The 16066-nt window shown below is 69.1% G+C and carries 17 protein-coding genes; 10 read left to right on the forward strand and 7 right to left on the reverse strand.

Annotated features, from left to right (window positions below; genetic code table 11):
- Positions 1–9: 9 nt before the first annotated feature.
- Genes GNX95_RS27190 through GNX95_RS27200 form a run of 3 tightly spaced genes read right to left on the reverse strand, consistent with a single transcriptional unit; the run spans position 10 to position 4626 of the window.
- Complete coding sequence (locus GNX95_RS27190; RefSeq protein WP_163510452.1) at positions 10–780, reverse strand: phosphodiesterase; 771 nt, start codon at positions 778–780, stop codon at positions 10–12.
- Positions 777–2978, reverse strand: coding sequence for an ATP-dependent DNA helicase RecG (gene recG, locus GNX95_RS27195; RefSeq protein WP_163511956.1), 2202 nt, complete (start codon positions 2976–2978; stop codon positions 777–779). The genes GNX95_RS27190 and recG overlap by 4 nt, the downstream gene beginning before the upstream one ends.
- Before the next feature lie 16 nt (positions 2979–2994).
- Positions 2995–4626, reverse strand: a complete 1632-nt coding sequence (locus GNX95_RS27200; RefSeq protein ID WP_163510454.1) for a DAK2 domain-containing protein — start codon at positions 4624–4626, stop codon at positions 2995–2997.
- Positions 4627–4749: 123 nt separating this feature from the next.
- Between GNX95_RS27200 and rpmB the strand changes: the two genes are divergently transcribed.
- Entirely contained in the window at positions 4750–4971 is a 222-nt protein-coding gene (gene rpmB / locus GNX95_RS27205) for a 50S ribosomal protein L28 (protein ID WP_187369710.1), read from the forward strand.
- Positions 4972–5035: 64 nt separating this feature from the next.
- Here rpmB and GNX95_RS27210 read toward each other — a convergent pair whose 3' ends face one another.
- The gene (locus tag GNX95_RS27210; protein WP_163510458.1) at positions 5036–5992 is read right to left on the reverse strand and encodes a thiamine-phosphate kinase; all 957 of its coding nucleotides are present in this window, start codon (positions 5990–5992) and stop codon (positions 5036–5038) included.
- A gap of 111 nt (positions 5993–6103) precedes the next feature.
- On the opposite strand from GNX95_RS27210, the gene GNX95_RS27215 reads away from it, so the two are divergent.
- The 3 genes from GNX95_RS27215 (at position 6104) to GNX95_RS27225 (ending at position 7394) form a co-directional block, all read left to right on the forward strand.
- Positions 6104–6337, forward strand: coding sequence for an Lrp/AsnC ligand binding domain-containing protein (locus GNX95_RS27215; RefSeq protein ID WP_163510460.1), 234 nt, complete (start codon positions 6104–6106; stop codon positions 6335–6337).
- 20 nt (positions 6338–6357) lie between these two features.
- Positions 6358–6912 carry a DUF3515 family protein gene (locus GNX95_RS27220; RefSeq protein ID WP_163510462.1) on the forward strand — a complete coding sequence of 185 codons (555 nt, stop codon included), beginning with the start codon at positions 6358–6360 and terminating at the stop codon, positions 6910–6912.
- A 95-nt stretch (positions 6913–7007) separates the two neighbouring features.
- On the forward strand, positions 7008–7394 hold the full coding sequence (locus GNX95_RS27225; protein ID WP_163510465.1) for a tetratricopeptide repeat protein: 387 nt from the start codon (positions 7008–7010) through the stop codon (positions 7392–7394).
- A gap of 33 nt (positions 7395–7427) precedes the next feature.
- On the opposite strand, the gene GNX95_RS27230 is transcribed toward GNX95_RS27225, so the two are convergent.
- Complete coding sequence (locus GNX95_RS27230) at positions 7428–8132, reverse strand: hypothetical protein (RefSeq protein WP_163510467.1); 705 nt, start codon at positions 8130–8132, stop codon at positions 7428–7430.
- Positions 8132–9103, reverse strand: a complete 972-nt coding sequence (locus GNX95_RS27235; RefSeq protein WP_163510469.1) for an MvdC/MvdD family ATP grasp protein — start codon at positions 9101–9103, stop codon at positions 8132–8134. Before GNX95_RS27235 ends, GNX95_RS27230 begins: the two co-directional genes overlap by 1 nt.
- Before the next feature lie 187 nt (positions 9104–9290).
- On the opposite strand from GNX95_RS27235, the gene GNX95_RS27240 reads away from it, so the two are divergent.
- From GNX95_RS27240 to GNX95_RS27265, 6 genes are all read left to right on the forward strand, one after another.
- On the forward strand, positions 9291–10193 hold the full coding sequence (locus tag GNX95_RS27240; RefSeq protein WP_163510471.1) for a helix-turn-helix domain-containing protein: 903 nt from the start codon (positions 9291–9293) through the stop codon (positions 10191–10193).
- Positions 10190–10381, forward strand: coding sequence for a DUF397 domain-containing protein (locus GNX95_RS44420; RefSeq protein WP_163510473.1), 192 nt, complete (start codon positions 10190–10192; stop codon positions 10379–10381). Before GNX95_RS27240 ends, GNX95_RS44420 begins: the two co-directional genes overlap by 4 nt.
- A 41-nt stretch (positions 10382–10422) precedes the next feature.
- Positions 10423–11022 carry a hypothetical protein gene (locus GNX95_RS27250; RefSeq protein ID WP_163510475.1) on the forward strand — a complete coding sequence of 200 codons (600 nt, stop codon included), beginning with the start codon at positions 10423–10425 and terminating at the stop codon, positions 11020–11022.
- A 191-nt stretch (positions 11023–11213) separates the two neighbouring features.
- Positions 11214–12020, forward strand: a complete 807-nt coding sequence (locus tag GNX95_RS27255) for a hypothetical protein (protein ID WP_163510477.1) — start codon at positions 11214–11216, stop codon at positions 12018–12020.
- Between the two features lie 115 nt (positions 12021–12135).
- Positions 12136–13344: an MFS transporter gene (locus GNX95_RS27260; RefSeq protein ID WP_163510479.1), complete on the forward strand. Its 1209-nt coding sequence runs from the start codon at positions 12136–12138 to the stop codon at positions 13342–13344.
- A 332-nt stretch (positions 13345–13676) separates the two neighbouring features.
- The gene (locus tag GNX95_RS27265; RefSeq protein WP_222853984.1) at positions 13677–14879 is read left to right on the forward strand and encodes a GGDEF domain-containing protein; all 1203 of its coding nucleotides are present in this window, start codon (positions 13677–13679) and stop codon (positions 14877–14879) included.
- A 66-nt stretch (positions 14880–14945) separates the two neighbouring features.
- Here GNX95_RS27265 and GNX95_RS27270 read toward each other — a convergent pair whose 3' ends face one another.
- Positions 14946–16049 carry a D-alanine--D-alanine ligase family protein gene (locus GNX95_RS27270; RefSeq protein WP_163510481.1) on the reverse strand — a complete coding sequence of 368 codons (1104 nt, stop codon included), beginning with the start codon at positions 16047–16049 and terminating at the stop codon, positions 14946–14948.
- Positions 16050–16066: the final 17 nt, after the last annotated feature.

Below are 16066 nucleotides of genomic sequence, written 5' to 3' on the forward strand. Positions count from 1 at the left end.
GTCCTCGCATCACTGGACGTCCGGCATCGTCCACGTCGGCCCGTGGTCGCCGACCGGTACGAGATGCGTGACCGGATCCGGACCATCGAAGAAATGCAGCAGGAAACCCGGTGGCTCGGACCGGAAGGTGACCTCGGTGGCGCCGGTCAGGTCGAGGGTGACCTGGCGCGCCGTGCTCGGCGACACCGTCACCGTCGTGCCGCCAAAACGTGCGCTGACGGACCGGTGGATGTGACCGGTCAGCACGCGTACGACGTGCGGATGGGCCGCCAGCACCTCGGCGAAACCGGGAGCGGTCAGGCCGATCGCGTCCATGCCGGCGATGCCGGTCGCCATCGGCGGATGGTGCAGCGCGACCAGCGTCGGCGTGTCGGGCCGCTCGGCGAGGGTGGAGTCCAGCCAGGCCAGCCGGTCGGCGGACAGCTCGCCGGCGGCCGAGCCGGGGATGAGCGAGTCGAGCACCACCAGCCGCGTGTCGCGGATGTCCACCGCATACTGCACGAACCCCTCGCCCGGCAACGAGAACACCTGCCGAGCGGCGGCGCGATCGTCGTGGTTGCCGAGTACGAGGTGCACCGGCCACGGCAGGCCGGCCAGCAGCGGCCGCAGCCGTTCGTACTCGGCGACCTGGCCGTTGTCGACCAGGTCGCCGGTGATCACGACCGCGTCAGGTGCGTACGCGGCGACGGTCCGCAGGGCCGTACGCAGGCCGGCCTCCGGTCCGTCGCCGGCAGGTCCGACCGTGAGGTGCGGGTCGGACAGGTGCGCTATCAGCGTCATCCTTTGGAAAGATAGTCGGCCGAGTCCGGGTTGAGGAACGCGTCGACGGCGACCGCCAGTGCCGTGTGCTTGGCCAATGTCGGATCCTCGTTGACGATCTGCGTCGCGTCCTCGCGCGCGTGAAGGATCATCTTGCGGTCGCGCTGCAGCGACAGCAGCCGCAGCTGCGACCGCCGGCCGGACTGCGCGGCGCCGAGGATGTCGCCTTCCTTGCGGGCCTTCAGATCCAGCTCGGCCAGCTCGAACCCGTCCAAGGTGGACGCCACGTCGGTCAGCCGGGTGTGCGTCTTGGTGCCGTACGGAATGGTCGTCACCAGGAAACACATGCCGGCCGCCGAGCCACGGCCGACCCGGCCGCGCAACTGGTGCAGCTGGCTCACGCCGAACCGGTCGGCGTCCAGGATCACCATCACGGTCGCGTTGGGGACATCGACGCCGACCTCGATGACCGTGGTGGCGATCAGTACGTCGACCTTGCCGGCGGCGAAGGAGGTCATCACCGACTCCTTCTCGTCGGCCGGCATCCGGCCGTGCAGGATCCCGCAGCGTACACCGGCCAGCTCGCCTCGCATCAGCGCCGGCGCGACCTCCAGCACGGCCTGCAGCTCCTGCTTCTCGCCGCCTTCGTCGTCGTCCAGGAACTCCTCGTCGACGTCGTCGTCGGCGCCGCGCTCCTCACCGATGCGCGGACACACGACGTACGCCTGGCGGCCGGCGGCGACCTCGTCGCGCACCTTCTGCCAGGAGCGCTCGATCCACTTCGGCTTGTCGGCCGGCACGACGTGGCTGGTGATGCCGGCGCGGCCGGCCGGCAGCTCGGACAGCGACGACGTCTCCAGGTCGCCGTACACGGTCATCGCGACGGTCCGCGGGATCGGGGTCGCGGTCATCACGAGTACGTGCGGCGGTTTGTCGGACTTGGCGCGGAGGACGTCGCGCTGCTCGACACCGAACCGGTGCTGCTCGTCGATCACCACGAAACCGAGGTCGGCGAAAGTCACGCCTTCGGAGAGCAACGCGTGCGTGCCGACGACGATGCCGGCCTCACCGGAGGCCGCCTCGGCCTCGGCGGCGCGGCGGGCCGGCGCGGACAGCGAGCCGGTCACCAGCGTCACGCGCGTGGCGTTGTCGTCGGCACCGAGCTCTCCGGCGGTCGCCAGCGGACCGAGCAGCTTGCGCAGCGACCGCGCGTGCTGTGCGGCCAGCACCTCGGTCGGGGCGAGCAGCGCGGCCTGGCCGCCGGAATCGACGACCTGCAGCATCGCGCGCAACGCACACACCGTCTTGCCGGAGCCGACCTCCCCCTGCAGCAGCCGGTGCATCGGAAACGGCTCGGCCAGCTCGGTCGCGAGCGTCTTGCCGACCGCCAGCTGGCCGTCGGTGAGCCGGAACGGCAGCCGCTCGTCGAAGGCGTCGAGCAGGCCGCCGAGCCGGCCGGGCCGCGGCGTGGCCGGGTTGTCGCGAGCCGCGTGCCGGCGCTGCGCCAGCGTCACCTGCAGGGCCAGTGCCTCGTCGTACGCGAGGCGCTTGCGCGCCTCGTTGAGCGAGTCGCGCGTCGTCGGCCGATGGATCTCCTTGAGCGCGGTGGCCAGGTCCATGAAGCCGTGCCGCCGGCGTACGGCCTCCGGCACCGGATCCTCCGGCGGCGCGAGCATCTTCAGGACGAAGTCGACCGCCTTGGAGATGTCCCAGGTGGTGACCTCCTTGGTGGCCGGATAGAGCGGGATCAGGCCGGCCGCGAACACCTCCACCGGATCCTCGCCGTCGGCCAGGTCGGTCACGTCGATCGGCTTGAAGTCGGCGTTGGTCAGCTGGTAGGCGTTTTTGAACTTACCGACCCGGCCGGCGAACAGGGCCCAACCGCCGAGCTGCAGCGCGTGCACCCGCTTGCGCTGGTTGAAGAAGGTGACCTTGAGCCGGCGCTGGCCGTCGCCGACGGTGAACTCGGCGATGTGCAGCGGCTTGTCGTCGGTCTTGCGCCTGGTCTGGCGTACGTTCTTGGACACGATCTTGGCGATGATCGACACGTCCTCGTTGACCTTCAGGTCGCCGAGGTCGGTGGCCTCGCCGCGCTCGCCGTAGCGACGGGGGAAGTGATAGATCAGGTCGCCGACGGTCAGCAGGCCGAGACCGTCGGCCAGCTTGCGGGCCTGCGCCGGCTTGAGGATGCTCTTGAGCGGCTTGTCCATCGCATACATGACGGCTACGAGTCTGTCACTCGACACCGACAAGAACCGGCCGCGACACCTGACCGCCGGCGAACACCTGCGCCTCGGCCAGCGGCCACCGCGCGGCGACGTGCTCCTCGACCAGCTCGGCGAGGCCGTCCGGCGCGTCCGCTCCGGTGACGACGGTGACCAGCTCGCCGCCGGCGCTCAGCAGCCGGTCGATCAGGTCGGTCAGCGCCGACGCCAGCACCTCCTCGGCCGACCCGTCGGTGACCGCGATGACCTCGCCTTCGACCAGCGCCACGACGTCACCGGCACGAGCGCGGCCGGCGACCGTCAGCGACTCCTTGGTCGCCACCACCAGCTCGGCCCACCGCGTCGCGCCGGCCGTCTCCGCCATCGTGATGACGACGTCGTCGAAGCGGCGCTCCGGATCGAAGACGGCGGTGGCCGCCAGCGCCTGGACCGGCGACGCGACCGGTACGACCGTGACGCGGCGGCCGTCCTCGCGCGCGCCGTGAGCGGCGGTGTCGACGGCCGCGTGGCCGCTGCCTTCGCCTTCGACATCGGCCAGGCAGACGATGATGACCTCGGCCGCGCCGGTCGCGTCGATCGACGCGCGTACGTCCGCCGCGCGCACCGGACTCGCCGCCAGCACCGCGGCACCGGCCTCCTCAAGCACCTGCGCGAGGCCCGTGCCAGCGATAATGACCAGCACCGCGCGACCGGCCGGCCGCTCCGGCTCAACCGGCGGCTGGTGCACGTGGCCGGCGTGCGGCGCGTGGTCGAGCTGGTCGGCGAACCGGGTCACCGAGATGTGGTGTGGCCGGCCGGACTGGATGCCGGCCTCGATCGCGGCGCCGATGTCGTTGACGTGTACGTGCACGTTCCACGTGCCTTGGTCGGCGCTCACCACGGCCAGCGAGTCGCCCAGCGGCGCGAGCTTGCGGCGGAGGTGGTCGACCGCCGACCTGGTGGCGTCGAGCAGATACTGCACCTCGTACGCGGGTGGTCCGGCCGGCTTGGTCTCCTCCGGCTCGTCGGTGTCGTCGTCGAGGATCGAGCCGCCGGTGGCGACCGTCGTGAGCGCCTCGAACAGGACGAGCAGCCCGCGGCCGCCGGCGTCGACCACGCCGGCGGCGGCCAGCGCCGGCAGCTGGCTGGTCGTGCGCTGCAACGCCTGCGCCGCGCCGTCGGTCGCCGCTTCGCAGACCGACGCGAGGTCGCCGGCGGCCTTCGCCGCCTCGGCGGCGGCGCGCGCGACGGACAGGACCGTGCCCTCCAGCGGCTGCTCGACCGCCGCCGTACAGGCGTCGGCCGCCACTGTGAAGGCCTCCGCCAGCTCGGCCGGTGTCGCGACCCTATGGCCGGCCAGCGCGTCGGCCATGCCGCGCAGGAACTCGGCGACGATCACACCGGAGTTGCCGCGCGCGCCGAGCAGCGCTCCTCTGGCAGCATGCCGGAGCACCTCGCCGACGCGCTGCGCGTCCTTGCCGTCGGCCAACGAGCGGCAGGCGGAGCGCATGGTGAGCACGAGGTTCGTACCGGTGTCGGCGTCCGGCACCGGAAAGACGTTGAGGCCGTTGATCTCGTCGCGGTGCCGTCGCAGCTTGGCCAGACCGGCTGCACACCAGCGGCGCGCGATGGCCGCGTCGAAGACGCCGTCTGGTGTCGACACGGTGTGAGAGCCTAGCCTGCGGACCCGGTTTGGCCGTGGCCAATGGTGCTGGTTATTCTTGACAGGTTGCCTGCCGCACCCGATGGTGTCGCGTCACCGATCATGAGCTTGAGGAGAGAGTCAGTGTCCGCACATTGTGACGTCTGCGGCAAGGAGCCCGGCTTCGGAAACACCGTCGCCCGGCTGGGTAAGAACGCGATCAAGCGGCGGGTCAAGGGTCGCTCGGCGCGGATGTTCCGGCCGAACATCCAGTCCGTACGGACTGTCATCAACGGCACCCCCAAGAAGCTCAGCGTCTGCACCTCCTGCCTGCGCAAAGGCAAGGTCCAGCGGCGCGCCGCCTAGCACTTTTCGCCAGTGGGCCCGGTCGCTCGGCGACCCGGGCCCACTGCTGTCTCGGCCGGCGGTCTCAGGGGTTGGTGAAGTGGTCGTGTCCCGGCGGTCCGTCGTATGTGCCGCCGTCGACGGTCACCGCCGGACCGTGCGCGCCGGCGGCGACGACGTGGCCGACCGGCCGCCAGGACGCCGGCAGCCTCACCGCGGCCGGAAAGGTGGCCAGCAGCGCGTGGTCGTCGCCGCCGGTCAGGATCCAGCGCAGCGTGTCGTGGCCGAGCGCGGTGGCGGCGTTGGCCATCGCCTCCGGCACATCGAACGCCGCGCTCTCCAGGTCGATCGATACGCCGGACGCGCTGGCGATGTGTCCGGCGTCGGAGAGCAGGCCGTCGCTCACGTCGCACATCGACGTGGCACCGAGCGCCGCAGCGGTCGGCCCGGCGGCGTACGGCGGCTCCGGCCTGCGGTGAGCGTCGACGAGTACGCGCGGCGAACGGAAGCCGCGGGTCAGCGCGGCGATGCCGGCGGCGGCGTAGCCGAGCCGGCCGGCGACCGCCACCGTGTCGCCGGGTCGCGCGCCGGCGCGGGTCACCGGCGGTATGCCGGCGAGGTCACCGAGCGCGGTCGCCGAGAGCATGATCACATCGGCACGCGAGATGTCGCCGCCGACCACCGACGCGCCGATCCGCGCGCACTCGTCACGCAGGCCGTCGGTGAACTCCTCGACCCAGGCCACCTCGATGTCCGGCGGACAGGCCAGGCCGACCAGCAACGCGGTCGGCGCGGCCCCCATCGCGGCGATGTCGGCGAGGTTGGCGGCGGCCAGCTTGTGGCCAACGTCTCGGCCGGACGACCAGTCCCGGCGGAAGTGCCGGCCTTCCAGCATGAGATCGGTGCTTGCCACCACGCGACCGTCGGTCGCGCGTACGACCGCGGCGTCGTCGCCGGGTCCCAGCAGGCTGGTGGCCCCTTGCGGCAACCGTGCCAGAATGCCGGCGATCAGCCCGAACTCCCCCACATCCCCCACCGACACGCACCCTCCCCGACGGCTGAAGCCCCCCGCAACCGATCAACGCATGACGCGCATACGGTAGCGTCCGGTCGTTGAATGCCGTCGACGACAGCGTCAATAGAGGAGGTCCCGTTGGTCCAGGCCTACATCCTGATTCAGACCGAGGTCGGCAAGGCGCGTGATGTCGCGGCCACCATCGCCGAGATCAGCGGCGTCTCGAAGGTCGACTCGGTGACCGGCCCGTACGACGTCATCGTGCTCACCGAGGCCGACACCGTCGACGAGCTCGGCAGCCTGGTGGTCTCGCGCGTGCAGAACGTGCCTGGCATCACGCGTACGCTGACCTGCTCGGTGGTGCACCTGTAGCGACTGGTTTCCTTTCTCGCGTGTCCGACTCAGAGCGGAAACCACCAGCCACCGACCGGCGCGGCGCCGCGCGGCTGGCCGCGTTCATCGCGGTGCCGATCGCCGTCGTCGCCGGCATCGCGTTCTTCGCGATCCGATCCGCGACCCTGCCGCAGCCGGCGGCGTCGGCGACCCCATCCGTCGCGGCCAGCGGACCGGTCACGGTGACCGCGCCGCCGTCCGCGCCGGCGGACGTCGTGGCACTGTGCGGCAAGATGATCGGCTCGCTGCCGATCGTGCTGGACGGCAAGCACTCGCGCGCGGTGAGTACGGCCCCGGACCGCGTGGTGGCCTGGGGCGACCCGGCCGTCGTGCTGCGCTGCGGCGTCGCACCGGTGACGTATCCGCCGGACGCCAACCTGCTCGGCATCAACGGCGTCACCTGGTACGGCAAGGCCGTCGGCCGTGACGTCGTGTTCACCAGCATCGACCGTAAGGTGCCGATCGAGATCACCGTGCCGGCCGCCAAGGGCAACCCGTCCGACCCGATCGCGACGCTGTCGACGCCGATCGGCCACATCGTCCCGCCGAAGTGAGGAATGCGGGGCACCTGGCTCGCTGTTCACCCATCAGACATCCGATCGACGTCCGGGCCACCGGACGTCGATTGCTGCGAGTGGGGAGGGGAAACATGAGCGACCAGCCAGCCACCGAGGGCACCGCCGAGGTCTACGCGCGTGCCGAGCGGTTCCGGTCCGCCGGACAGCCGGCGGAGGCCGCTCGCATCCTCGAGCCGGTCGCCGCCGAGCACCCGGACAACGCCCAGGTGCTGACCACCCTCGCGCAGGCGTACTTCTCCTCCGCGCAGCTGGGCCGCGCCGAGGAGACCCTGCGCCAGCTCGTCGAGGTGGCCCCTGCCGACCACTGGGCCCGCTTCGTCCTCGGCCGTACGTTGGAACGCCAGGGCCGCTATCCGGAGGCCCTCGGCCACGTACGGCTCGCCGCCGCGATGCGCGACCATCCCGACTACCAGGCCACCCAGAACCGCCTCGAGGGCATGGTCCGCGACAACGTCTAAGAGGTCGCGCGGATAGGGGAGTGGGTGACTCCGCTATGGCCTCTCCGGCTGCGGCCGCTGCCGTGGCACGTCGGGTTTTTCCTTCAGTTCCCCGGCGATCTCGGTCGCCAATGCCGCCGCGCCCTGCAGTTGTCGGCTAGCGAAGCGCACGTCGTCGGCGAGATCAACTGGCCGGCGCGCGGCGGCCAGCCGGTGTGACTCGGCCAGCAGCGGGAGCGCTTTGCTGAGCAAGTCCGCCCGCTCGGCCGCCAGCAGTGCGTTTTCTCGTTGCAGCGCTCGTGTGTCCGCCGTACGCCCGAGCGCCCGCCCGCGCTGGAGGTTGCGCAGGATCCGCGAATCGTACGGCGACTCCGTCGGCGTACGTTGCAACCTGCGGCTCTGCCGCCTCGTCTCGACCCTGACCAGGGCGACGTCGACCACGAAGGCGACGGCGACCAGCACCAGCGAGCCGAGGACTCCTGGCAGCAGCCGCTGGCCCGCCACCTGGAATCCGGCGAATATCACCAACGTGCGTCCCCAACGCCATCTCCGCCGATCCCAGATGCTGTCCTCGGCCCACGCCCGTGCCGTCAGGCGTTCATCGGCCGAGCGCACGAGCGACCGCGCCGGGCCTGTGTATCGACGGAGGCCGGCGCCACCGTCGTCGATTCGGTCGAGGTAGCGGATGATGTCCATCATGTCGATGGTGAGTTGAAAGAGATCGGTCGCGGTTTGCCGGCGTTGCTGGCGATTTCGCATCAGCGGGCTTTGGTCAGCGCGTCGACCAGGGCGTCGGCGACCGGCAGGTCGAACTGCATCGCATACCAGCTCCACTCCGCGGTCGGGTCGATCTGCGTCAGCACCCACGGCCCGTCGCGCGGCACGGCGAAATCGAGAGCCGTGTAGCCAAGGCCGGTGTCCTCCTGGAAATCCCAGATCGAGCTCGCCACCTCGTCGGTGACGGTGGTCAGGTCGTACGCGTCCTCGTGCGTACGAAAGGCGAAAAGCCGGTTGCCGGCGACGATCACGTGGACGTTGACCTCGCGTTCGACGTATTCCTGGAAGAGAAATCCGTCCAGCCGGTGGTGCTGGTATTCGGCTCGCAGCACCGGCCGGCTGTACGCGGCGCCCGCTTCGGGGTCGACCAGCGGCACGCAGAGCACGTTTTTGCCATGTTTGCAGGCAAAGTCGGTGACGCCCTGCCGGTTGTTGGCCAGCAGGCTGGCGGGCAGCCGGAATCCGCTGTTCGCGGCCGCGGTCAGCAGCGGAAGCCGGTGTTCGTCGGTGTAGCGGCCCGGATGGTTGACCCACCGGCACGGCAGCGACGCGAGCATCCCGTACAAGGTGACGCGCGCGTGCGCCTCACGGCTGAGCGCACGCGGGCCGGGAACCATCCGGCGTACCGGCCCGGTGATCGAGTTGCCGCCCGGCTCGCGCACCCACAGCCGCGGCGGCCGGTAGTAGATCGCCGACACGTCCTCGACGGCGATCGTGTGGTCGATGGTGCGCAGCTCACCGGTCCAGCGGCCGTCATCGCCGTTGTCGCAGCGCAGCCGTACGTCCAGATGCATCGAATGCTCGAACTGGCTCGGATCCACCGGCGCGTAGCTGATCCCGCGCCGTGCCAGCGCATCACACATCGCCGTCGCGTCGGTGTCGCCCGCCGGCCCCACCACGACCACCATCGGCTCGCCCGGCACGTGCGACAGCGCCGGCTCCCTGTTGTCCAAGTCTTCTCCCGTACAGTGATTGCCCGATCTCGAAGTGCGACACGAGCTAACTGACACGGGCACTCGATACGCAAGTTGCGCTAGCCTCGTTTCGCCGGAAATGGCCGAAGATGTCGGATGAGCGCGGCGGCCGTTTCACAACGAGCGCTGTTCGTGGCTCGCTTCGTAGGGAAAAGTAGGAGGGGCCATGCCCACCACCGAGATCGGCTCGACCGTGCCTCGCCGCCAGCTCGGCCGCGAGCTGCGCAGGCTGCGCGAAGCCGCCCGGATCACCGTCGACGAGGCGGCCGAGCAGCTGGAGCTGTCGCGGGTCAAGATGTGGCGGATCGAGAAGGGCGCGTCGGCGATGCGGTCGCTGGACGTCGAGCACATGTGCCGCCTGTATGGCCACGGCCCGGACGCCGAGATCACCAAGGCCCTGATGGCCCTCGCCAAGGAAACCAAGGAAAAGGGCTGGTGGGTCAGCTACGCGGGTGTCATTCCGCGAGGATTCGAGGCATTCATTGGCTTGGAAACCGCTGCGTCGTCGATGTCCGCGTATGAGCCATCAATCGTGCCTGGCCTTCTTCAGACCGAATCGTACGCGCGAGCGATCGTGGAGAAGGGTGGGCCTGCCGAGCTTTCGCCTGCGGAAGTCGAGCGCACGGTCGAGCTGCGCATGGAGCGTCAGAAGATCTTGACGCGCACCAAGAAGCATCCAATACAGCTGGATGTGGTGCTGGGCGAAGAAATTCTCCATCGCCTCGTGGGCGGCCGAGCGGTCGTGGCGGAGCAGCTGCGCCACCTGCTCGTAGTCAGCGAGCGAGTCGACACAATCCGCATTCGGATCGTCGACAACGCGAGCGGCGCCCATGCCGGGTTGTCTACCGGCGGCTTCGCGTTGCTGGACTTTCCGCGTAGCGGGACGGGCAAGCCGACCGAGCCGACCACTGTCTATTTGAGTATCGGTTCGGCGTCTCTGTACCACGACAAGCCGCGAGTTCTCGGCTACTACCAGAAGACCTGGCGTGCCCTGGATAAATCTGCGCTTGACGAAGAAGCAACACGTGTCCTTGTCCGCGCTGCAATACAGGAGATGGAGAAGCCATGAATCCTGCCCTGACGTGGCGGAAGAGCTCCCGTAGCAATCAGCAGACGAACTGTGTTGAGATCGCGGACGCTGGCGATTTCACATTCGTACGGGACTCCAAGCTTGGGGATGACTCACCAGTCTTGAGCGTCGCTTCGTCCAGTTGGCGGTCATTTGTCGTAACCATCCGCGAGGGGACCCTCACTTGATAGCCTGACGCCTGCTGCGTACATACACGGGTGGAGTCCTAATGACCAAGATCATCGTTCCCGTCGGCTTCGACAACGGCCCGCGTTACGCGGCCTCCGAGTCAACGTCCAGTTACTACGAGCTCCTCTTGTCACACGATGAAGGCCTTGAGCTTCCTGCCGACGCGTATCGGGCGTGGACCCTTGCGGCGACAGACCTCCAAGCCCATCAAGACTTGGCCTTCACCCGCGAGCGGCTCATCAAGCTCGCGTCAGCCGGCCCGGAGAACGTGGAGCAGGCCGAGGGAATCATTCAAGGTCTGGTCGAGGCCGGCGCACTTGCCGAGTATGAACCGGGCACGCAGTCGGCAATTGAGATCCTGCGCCGACACCGGATGTTTCCGTTCGCCCAAGGCATGGGAAACACGCCAGATCGGCCGGACATGTTCAGGATCGGCCGCAACGGCGAAGTGTTGCTCGAAGTTTACTCAGATATCTACTCGGTATGGAGTCTCAACCTCGACAACTCGAACATCTGGGAGATGATCGAGGAATTCTGCCAACCGCCAGCGCCGCTGAGCGCCGAAGAGACGGCATACATGTTCGCCCAGGCATTGCCGACGTTGGTGACTCTGCAACTCGGTTATCTGATGCCATCATGAGTCAGCCAACGTTCACAAGAACCCCGACCAAAGGCAGACATCGCGTTGATCGGCCGGCGCGGTGGTGGCAGTTTTTACGCCGGAACAAGCTGACTGATGCGAAGGCCAAGGAGTCGCTGCGGGTCGAGAACCTGATCAATCGCGACAAGGCGTTCTGGGACATACCGACGAGGCTCGCGTTCAGCGGCGCGGTGACGGTCGCGACCTGGGCGCTGGGCAAGTACGTCGGCGCCCTGCCGATCAACGGGGTCGAAGTCTCGCAGTATCTCACCGCCATCGCCGCGCAGATCCAGGCGCTCCCGGGCGGCCGGGCGCTGACCGGCGCCATCGGGTACGCATCCGCCGCCGGGCCGCTGGCAGTCGGCACCGTTGCCGCCAGCTATGTCGGCGATCGCTACAAGTCCGGCCGCAAAGCCCAGGTCGAGCAGCAGAAAAACCAGGCGGAACAGCAGAAACGCGCGGAGCAGCGGCAACGCGGCGTTGACGTCGACACCGACCCGTACGAGCAGATTCACGCGCTGAAGACACAAAACGCCGCTCTCCAGAACGAAAACGCCGGATTGCAGGCGCAGGTGTCCGAGCTGCAACAGTTCAAGGCGTACGTGGAAGGGCAGTTCGCCGCGATCAACGACAGCCTTCGCGACGCCTACGGGGCACACGTCGCCACCAACCAGCGCATCGACAACCTCGAACGACAACCTGTTCCGTGGTCACGGCCCGACGATGATGATCCCGGCTTCGGCCCCGACGGGCCGCGCCCTCCGGCAGCACCCCCGCCTGGCGCCGGCCCGAAACCACCGGCGCCACCTCCAGCCGCGCCGTCGCAGATGCTCTCGCGCGAGACCTCCAACCAGGCGCGCAACCTGCTGTCGCGTGCTCAGCAAACCCAGCAGACACTGGGAAAGTCGAAGGCAGAACCACCGACTCCGCCCGCCGACCGGCAGCGCGGCGCGACGCCGTACCAGGCACCCGCCACCCCGAGTCGCCCCCGCCGATAGCTCCACCAGATTCTGACCATCTGTGCCTGAGCTATCACGTGCCGTGGATAACGATCTAGGAAATAAGCGACAATAGGTGGTGGTGGAGTCTGCGCGGCTGAGGGGAGCCGGAGCCATGACAGAAGCACCGCCCGCCACCTATCGCAGCGTTTTCGCGGTTGCCGAGTTTCGGAACCTGTGGCTCGCGCACATCCTGTCTGTCGCCGGTGACCAGCTGGCGCGGGTCGCGCTGACCGTGCTGGTCTTCGACCGTACGAAGTCGGCCGGCCTGGCGGCGTTGACGTACGCGATCTCCTTCGTCCCCGACCTGGTCGGCGGCGCGCTGTTGTCCGGCGTCGCCGACCGCTATTCACGTCGCGCGGTCATGGTCGTCGCCGACGTGGCGCGCGCCGCGTTGGTGGCGGTGATGGCGCTCGGCGGGCTGCCGCTGGCCGGCCAGGTCGTGTTGCTGGTCGCCGTACAGCTGTTGGCCGTGCCGTTCTCCGCGGCCCGGTCGGCGACGCTGCCCAACGTGTTGGAAGGCGACCGGCTGATCGTCGGCGTCGGACTGATCAACATGACGTACCAGCTCGGCCTGGTCCTCGGCTTCGCGGCCGGCGGCGCGGTGGTCGCGGCAATCGGTGTGAACGGTGCGCTGCTGGCCGACGCTGGCACCTTCGTCGTGTCGGCGTCGGTGATCGGTCTGGGGATCCGGCGGCATCTGCCGTCGCGTACGGCCGAGAGCCGGCCCAGCTGGTGGCATACGACGACGGCCGGCCTGCGGATCGTGGCCGGTCATCCGCGGCTGCGGCTGTTGGTGAGGTTCGCGTGCCTGTCCGGCTTCTTCGTGGTGCCGGAGGGCCTCGCGGTGCCGTACGCGGCGCAGATCGGCGTCGGCGCGGCTGGCGTCGGGTTGCTGTTGGCGGCCAATCCGGTCGGGACGGTGGCCGGGATGCTGGCGTTGAAGGCCGTACGGCCGGATCGCCGGCTTCGGCTGCTGGGACCACTGGCAGTGGCGACCTGCCTGGTCCTGCTGCCGACCTGGCTGGCGCCAGGACTGGCGCTGTCGGCACTGCTGTGGACGGTGAGCGGCGTGGCGAGCGCCCACGACATGATCACCAACGCGACCTTCGTGCAGACCGCACCGGATCACGTACGCGGCCAGGCGGTCGGCTTCGCGGTCGCGGCGTTGCGAGCCAGCCAGGGCTTCGCGATCGTGATCGGCGGCCTGCTCGCCCAGCTGTGGCGGCCGGCCGCGGTGATCGGCCTGGCGGCGGCCGCCGGCGTGGTGACGGCGTCCGTGATCGCCGTACGTTGGTCGCGCGTCGTAGGGCGTGGCGGCTGACGCGGTGCTGGCCTGTCGCACGCCGCTGGACGACAGGCGGACCGGGGCCGGTCACCAGTTGGAGTCGCGCATGGCTGTTCACCTCCTCCGGGCCAAGGATGTGAATAGCTCGCAGCAACGGGCTGCTCTCTCAGAGTGTTTTCTCCCACAGGATTCGTCAAATCAGCGGAAAGTAATTTACTTTCCGTGCTCACTCGACTACTCTTAGCTGCGGATTTGCATCCATCACGGGGCTGTAGGTGAGTACAGTGGGGGCACTGGAGCATCCGCGAACATGGTTCGCTAACTGGCGGCTATGGCAGGCGTCACGACAAGTCCTGATCTTTGTGGCGGTGATCGAAGCTGTCGCGGTCATCGCGTCGGCCGGTACGGCCATGCTGCTGCCGGTCAGCGGGGCCGACTGGGCCCGGTTCGGCGTGTTGGCCGTCGGAGCCGCGATCTACATCGAGCTGACCCGGTCGATCGAGCGGCAACGCGAGTTCGTCGCCGGCGCCGGGCCGTACGTCGACACCAAGTCGGTGTGGTCGTTCGCGGCCGTACTGGTCTGTCCGCCGGCGCTGGCCACGCTGATGGTGGTCTTCACGTACGCGCTGGCCTGGTTCCGGATCTGGCCGCGCCGGCGACCAAGCCCGCTCTACCGGTGGATCTTCTCCGCCGCGACCGTACTGTGCGGCACGCAGCTCGCGGTCGCCGTCCTGCACCTCGGCATGAGCCACTACCCCGGCATCCCCAGCGCACAGCTGCCGGCCGGCATCATCGACGTCGGCATCGTGGCGCTGGCCGGACTGGCGCGCTTCGCGGCCAACTACGGACTGGTCATCGTCGCGGCCCTGATGGCGTCTCCTGACCTCAAGCTGGCGAAGCTGATGGAGACCTTCGGCGAGCAGTCCCTGGAGGCCGCCGCGCTCGGCCTCGGACTGGTCGCCGCCACGCTCGTCACCCTGCAACCGGTCGTCCTCGTCGGTGTCGTCATCGCGCTGGTGGCGCTGCACCGCTGCGTACTGCTGGCGCAGTTTCGCCAGGCGGCGCGGATCGACGCGAAGACAGGGCTGTACGCGTCAGGCTGGTGGCCGCAGCTGGCGGAGCGAGCGCTGGACCGCGCCAAGGTGCGCGGCACCGGCCTGGCCGTACTCATGCTGGACCTCGACCATTTCAAGGACGTCAACACCAACTTCGGCCACCTCGGTGGCGACGAGGCCCTGCGCGCGGTGGCGCGGGAGATCGCGGCTGAGACCCGCGACTATGACATGACCGGCCGTTTCGGCGGCGAGGAGTTCATCGTCTTCCTGCCGGAGGTCGACACCAGCGAGGTGCACCGCATCGCGGAGCGGATCCGGCGCCGCATCCATGGCCTGGCCATCCCGAACGGCGCGTCGGACGAGCCGATCACCGGGCTGACCATCTCGATCGGCGCGGCGATCTATCCGGACGAAGGCATCGCGACGCTGGACGACCTGATCCGCGCGGCCGACAAGGCGCTGCTGCTCGCGAAGGACAGCGGCCGCAACCAAACCCGTATCGCCAACACCTTCTGAGTCTCAGGTTCGCATGGCCACCATGCGTGCGTCTGACGCACGCATGGTGGCCATGCGAACCTGTGGTCAGCGCAGGCCGGTGCCTCGGCGCAGGGCCGCGCGGACCAGCCGCGCCAGCAGCTCCGGATATGGCAGGCCGGTGGCGGCCCACATCGCCGGATACTGCGAGATCGAGGTGAAGCCGGGCATCGTGTTGACCTCGTTGACCAGCAGCTCACCGTCGTCGGTGTAGAAGAAATCGACCCGCGCGAGGCCGGCGCCGTCCAGCGCGGCGAAGGCGCGGCAGGCCATGTCCTGGATGCGGTCGATCACCTCGGCCGGCACGTCCGGCGGGATGTCGAACTCGGTGGCGTCGTCGAGATACTTGGTCTCGTAGTCGTACCAGCCCTGCCGCGAGCCGATCACCCGGATCTCGGACGGCAGGCTCGCCTCCGGACGGCCGCCGTCCTCGCCTTCCAGCACGGCGCATTCCATCTCGCGGCCGACGACCGCGGCCTCGATGAGCACCTTCGGGTCGACCTGGCGGGCGGTGGCGATCGCCGTCTCCAGCTCGGCCCAGTCGGACACGCGCGAGATGCCGATGCTGGAGCCGCCGCGCGCCGGCTTCACGAAGACCGGCAGGCCGAGGCGGTCGCGGTCGGCCTCGGACAGCGTCTTGTCGTGCGGCCGCAGCACCGCGTACGGTCCGCTGCGCAGCCCCTCGGCGGCGAGCAGCTTCTTGGCGTATTCCTTGTCCATGGCGACCGCAGAGGCCAGCACGCCGGCGCCGACGTACGGGATGTCGGCCATCTCCAGCAGGCCCTGGATGGTGCCGTCCTCGCCGTACGCACCGTGCAGCACCGGAAAAACGACGTCGACGCCGGACAGCGCGGCGACGCCCTCGTCCGGCCGTACGGCGAGGAAGGCGCGGGTCGTCGCGTCGGCCGGCAGCACGACCTCGGTGCCGGTGGACACCTCCGGCATCTCGCGGCCGGTCAGCCGCAGCTGCTCCGGGTCGCCGCTGGTCAGCAGCCACTGGCCGCGCCGGTTGATGCCGATGGGCACGACCTCGAACGCCGGGTTGGAGGCGAGGTGCTCCAGCACGCTCGCCGCGCTCAGTGCCGACACACCGTGCTCGGTGCTGCGACCGCCGAACACGACCGCGACCCGGATCTTGCGCTGACCATTCATCGCTGCGAGGTTACCTG

It is taken from the genome of Fodinicola acaciae, from assembly GCF_010993745.1.
GTDB lineage: Bacteria > Actinomycetota > Actinomycetes > Mycobacteriales > HKI-0501 > Fodinicola > Fodinicola acaciae.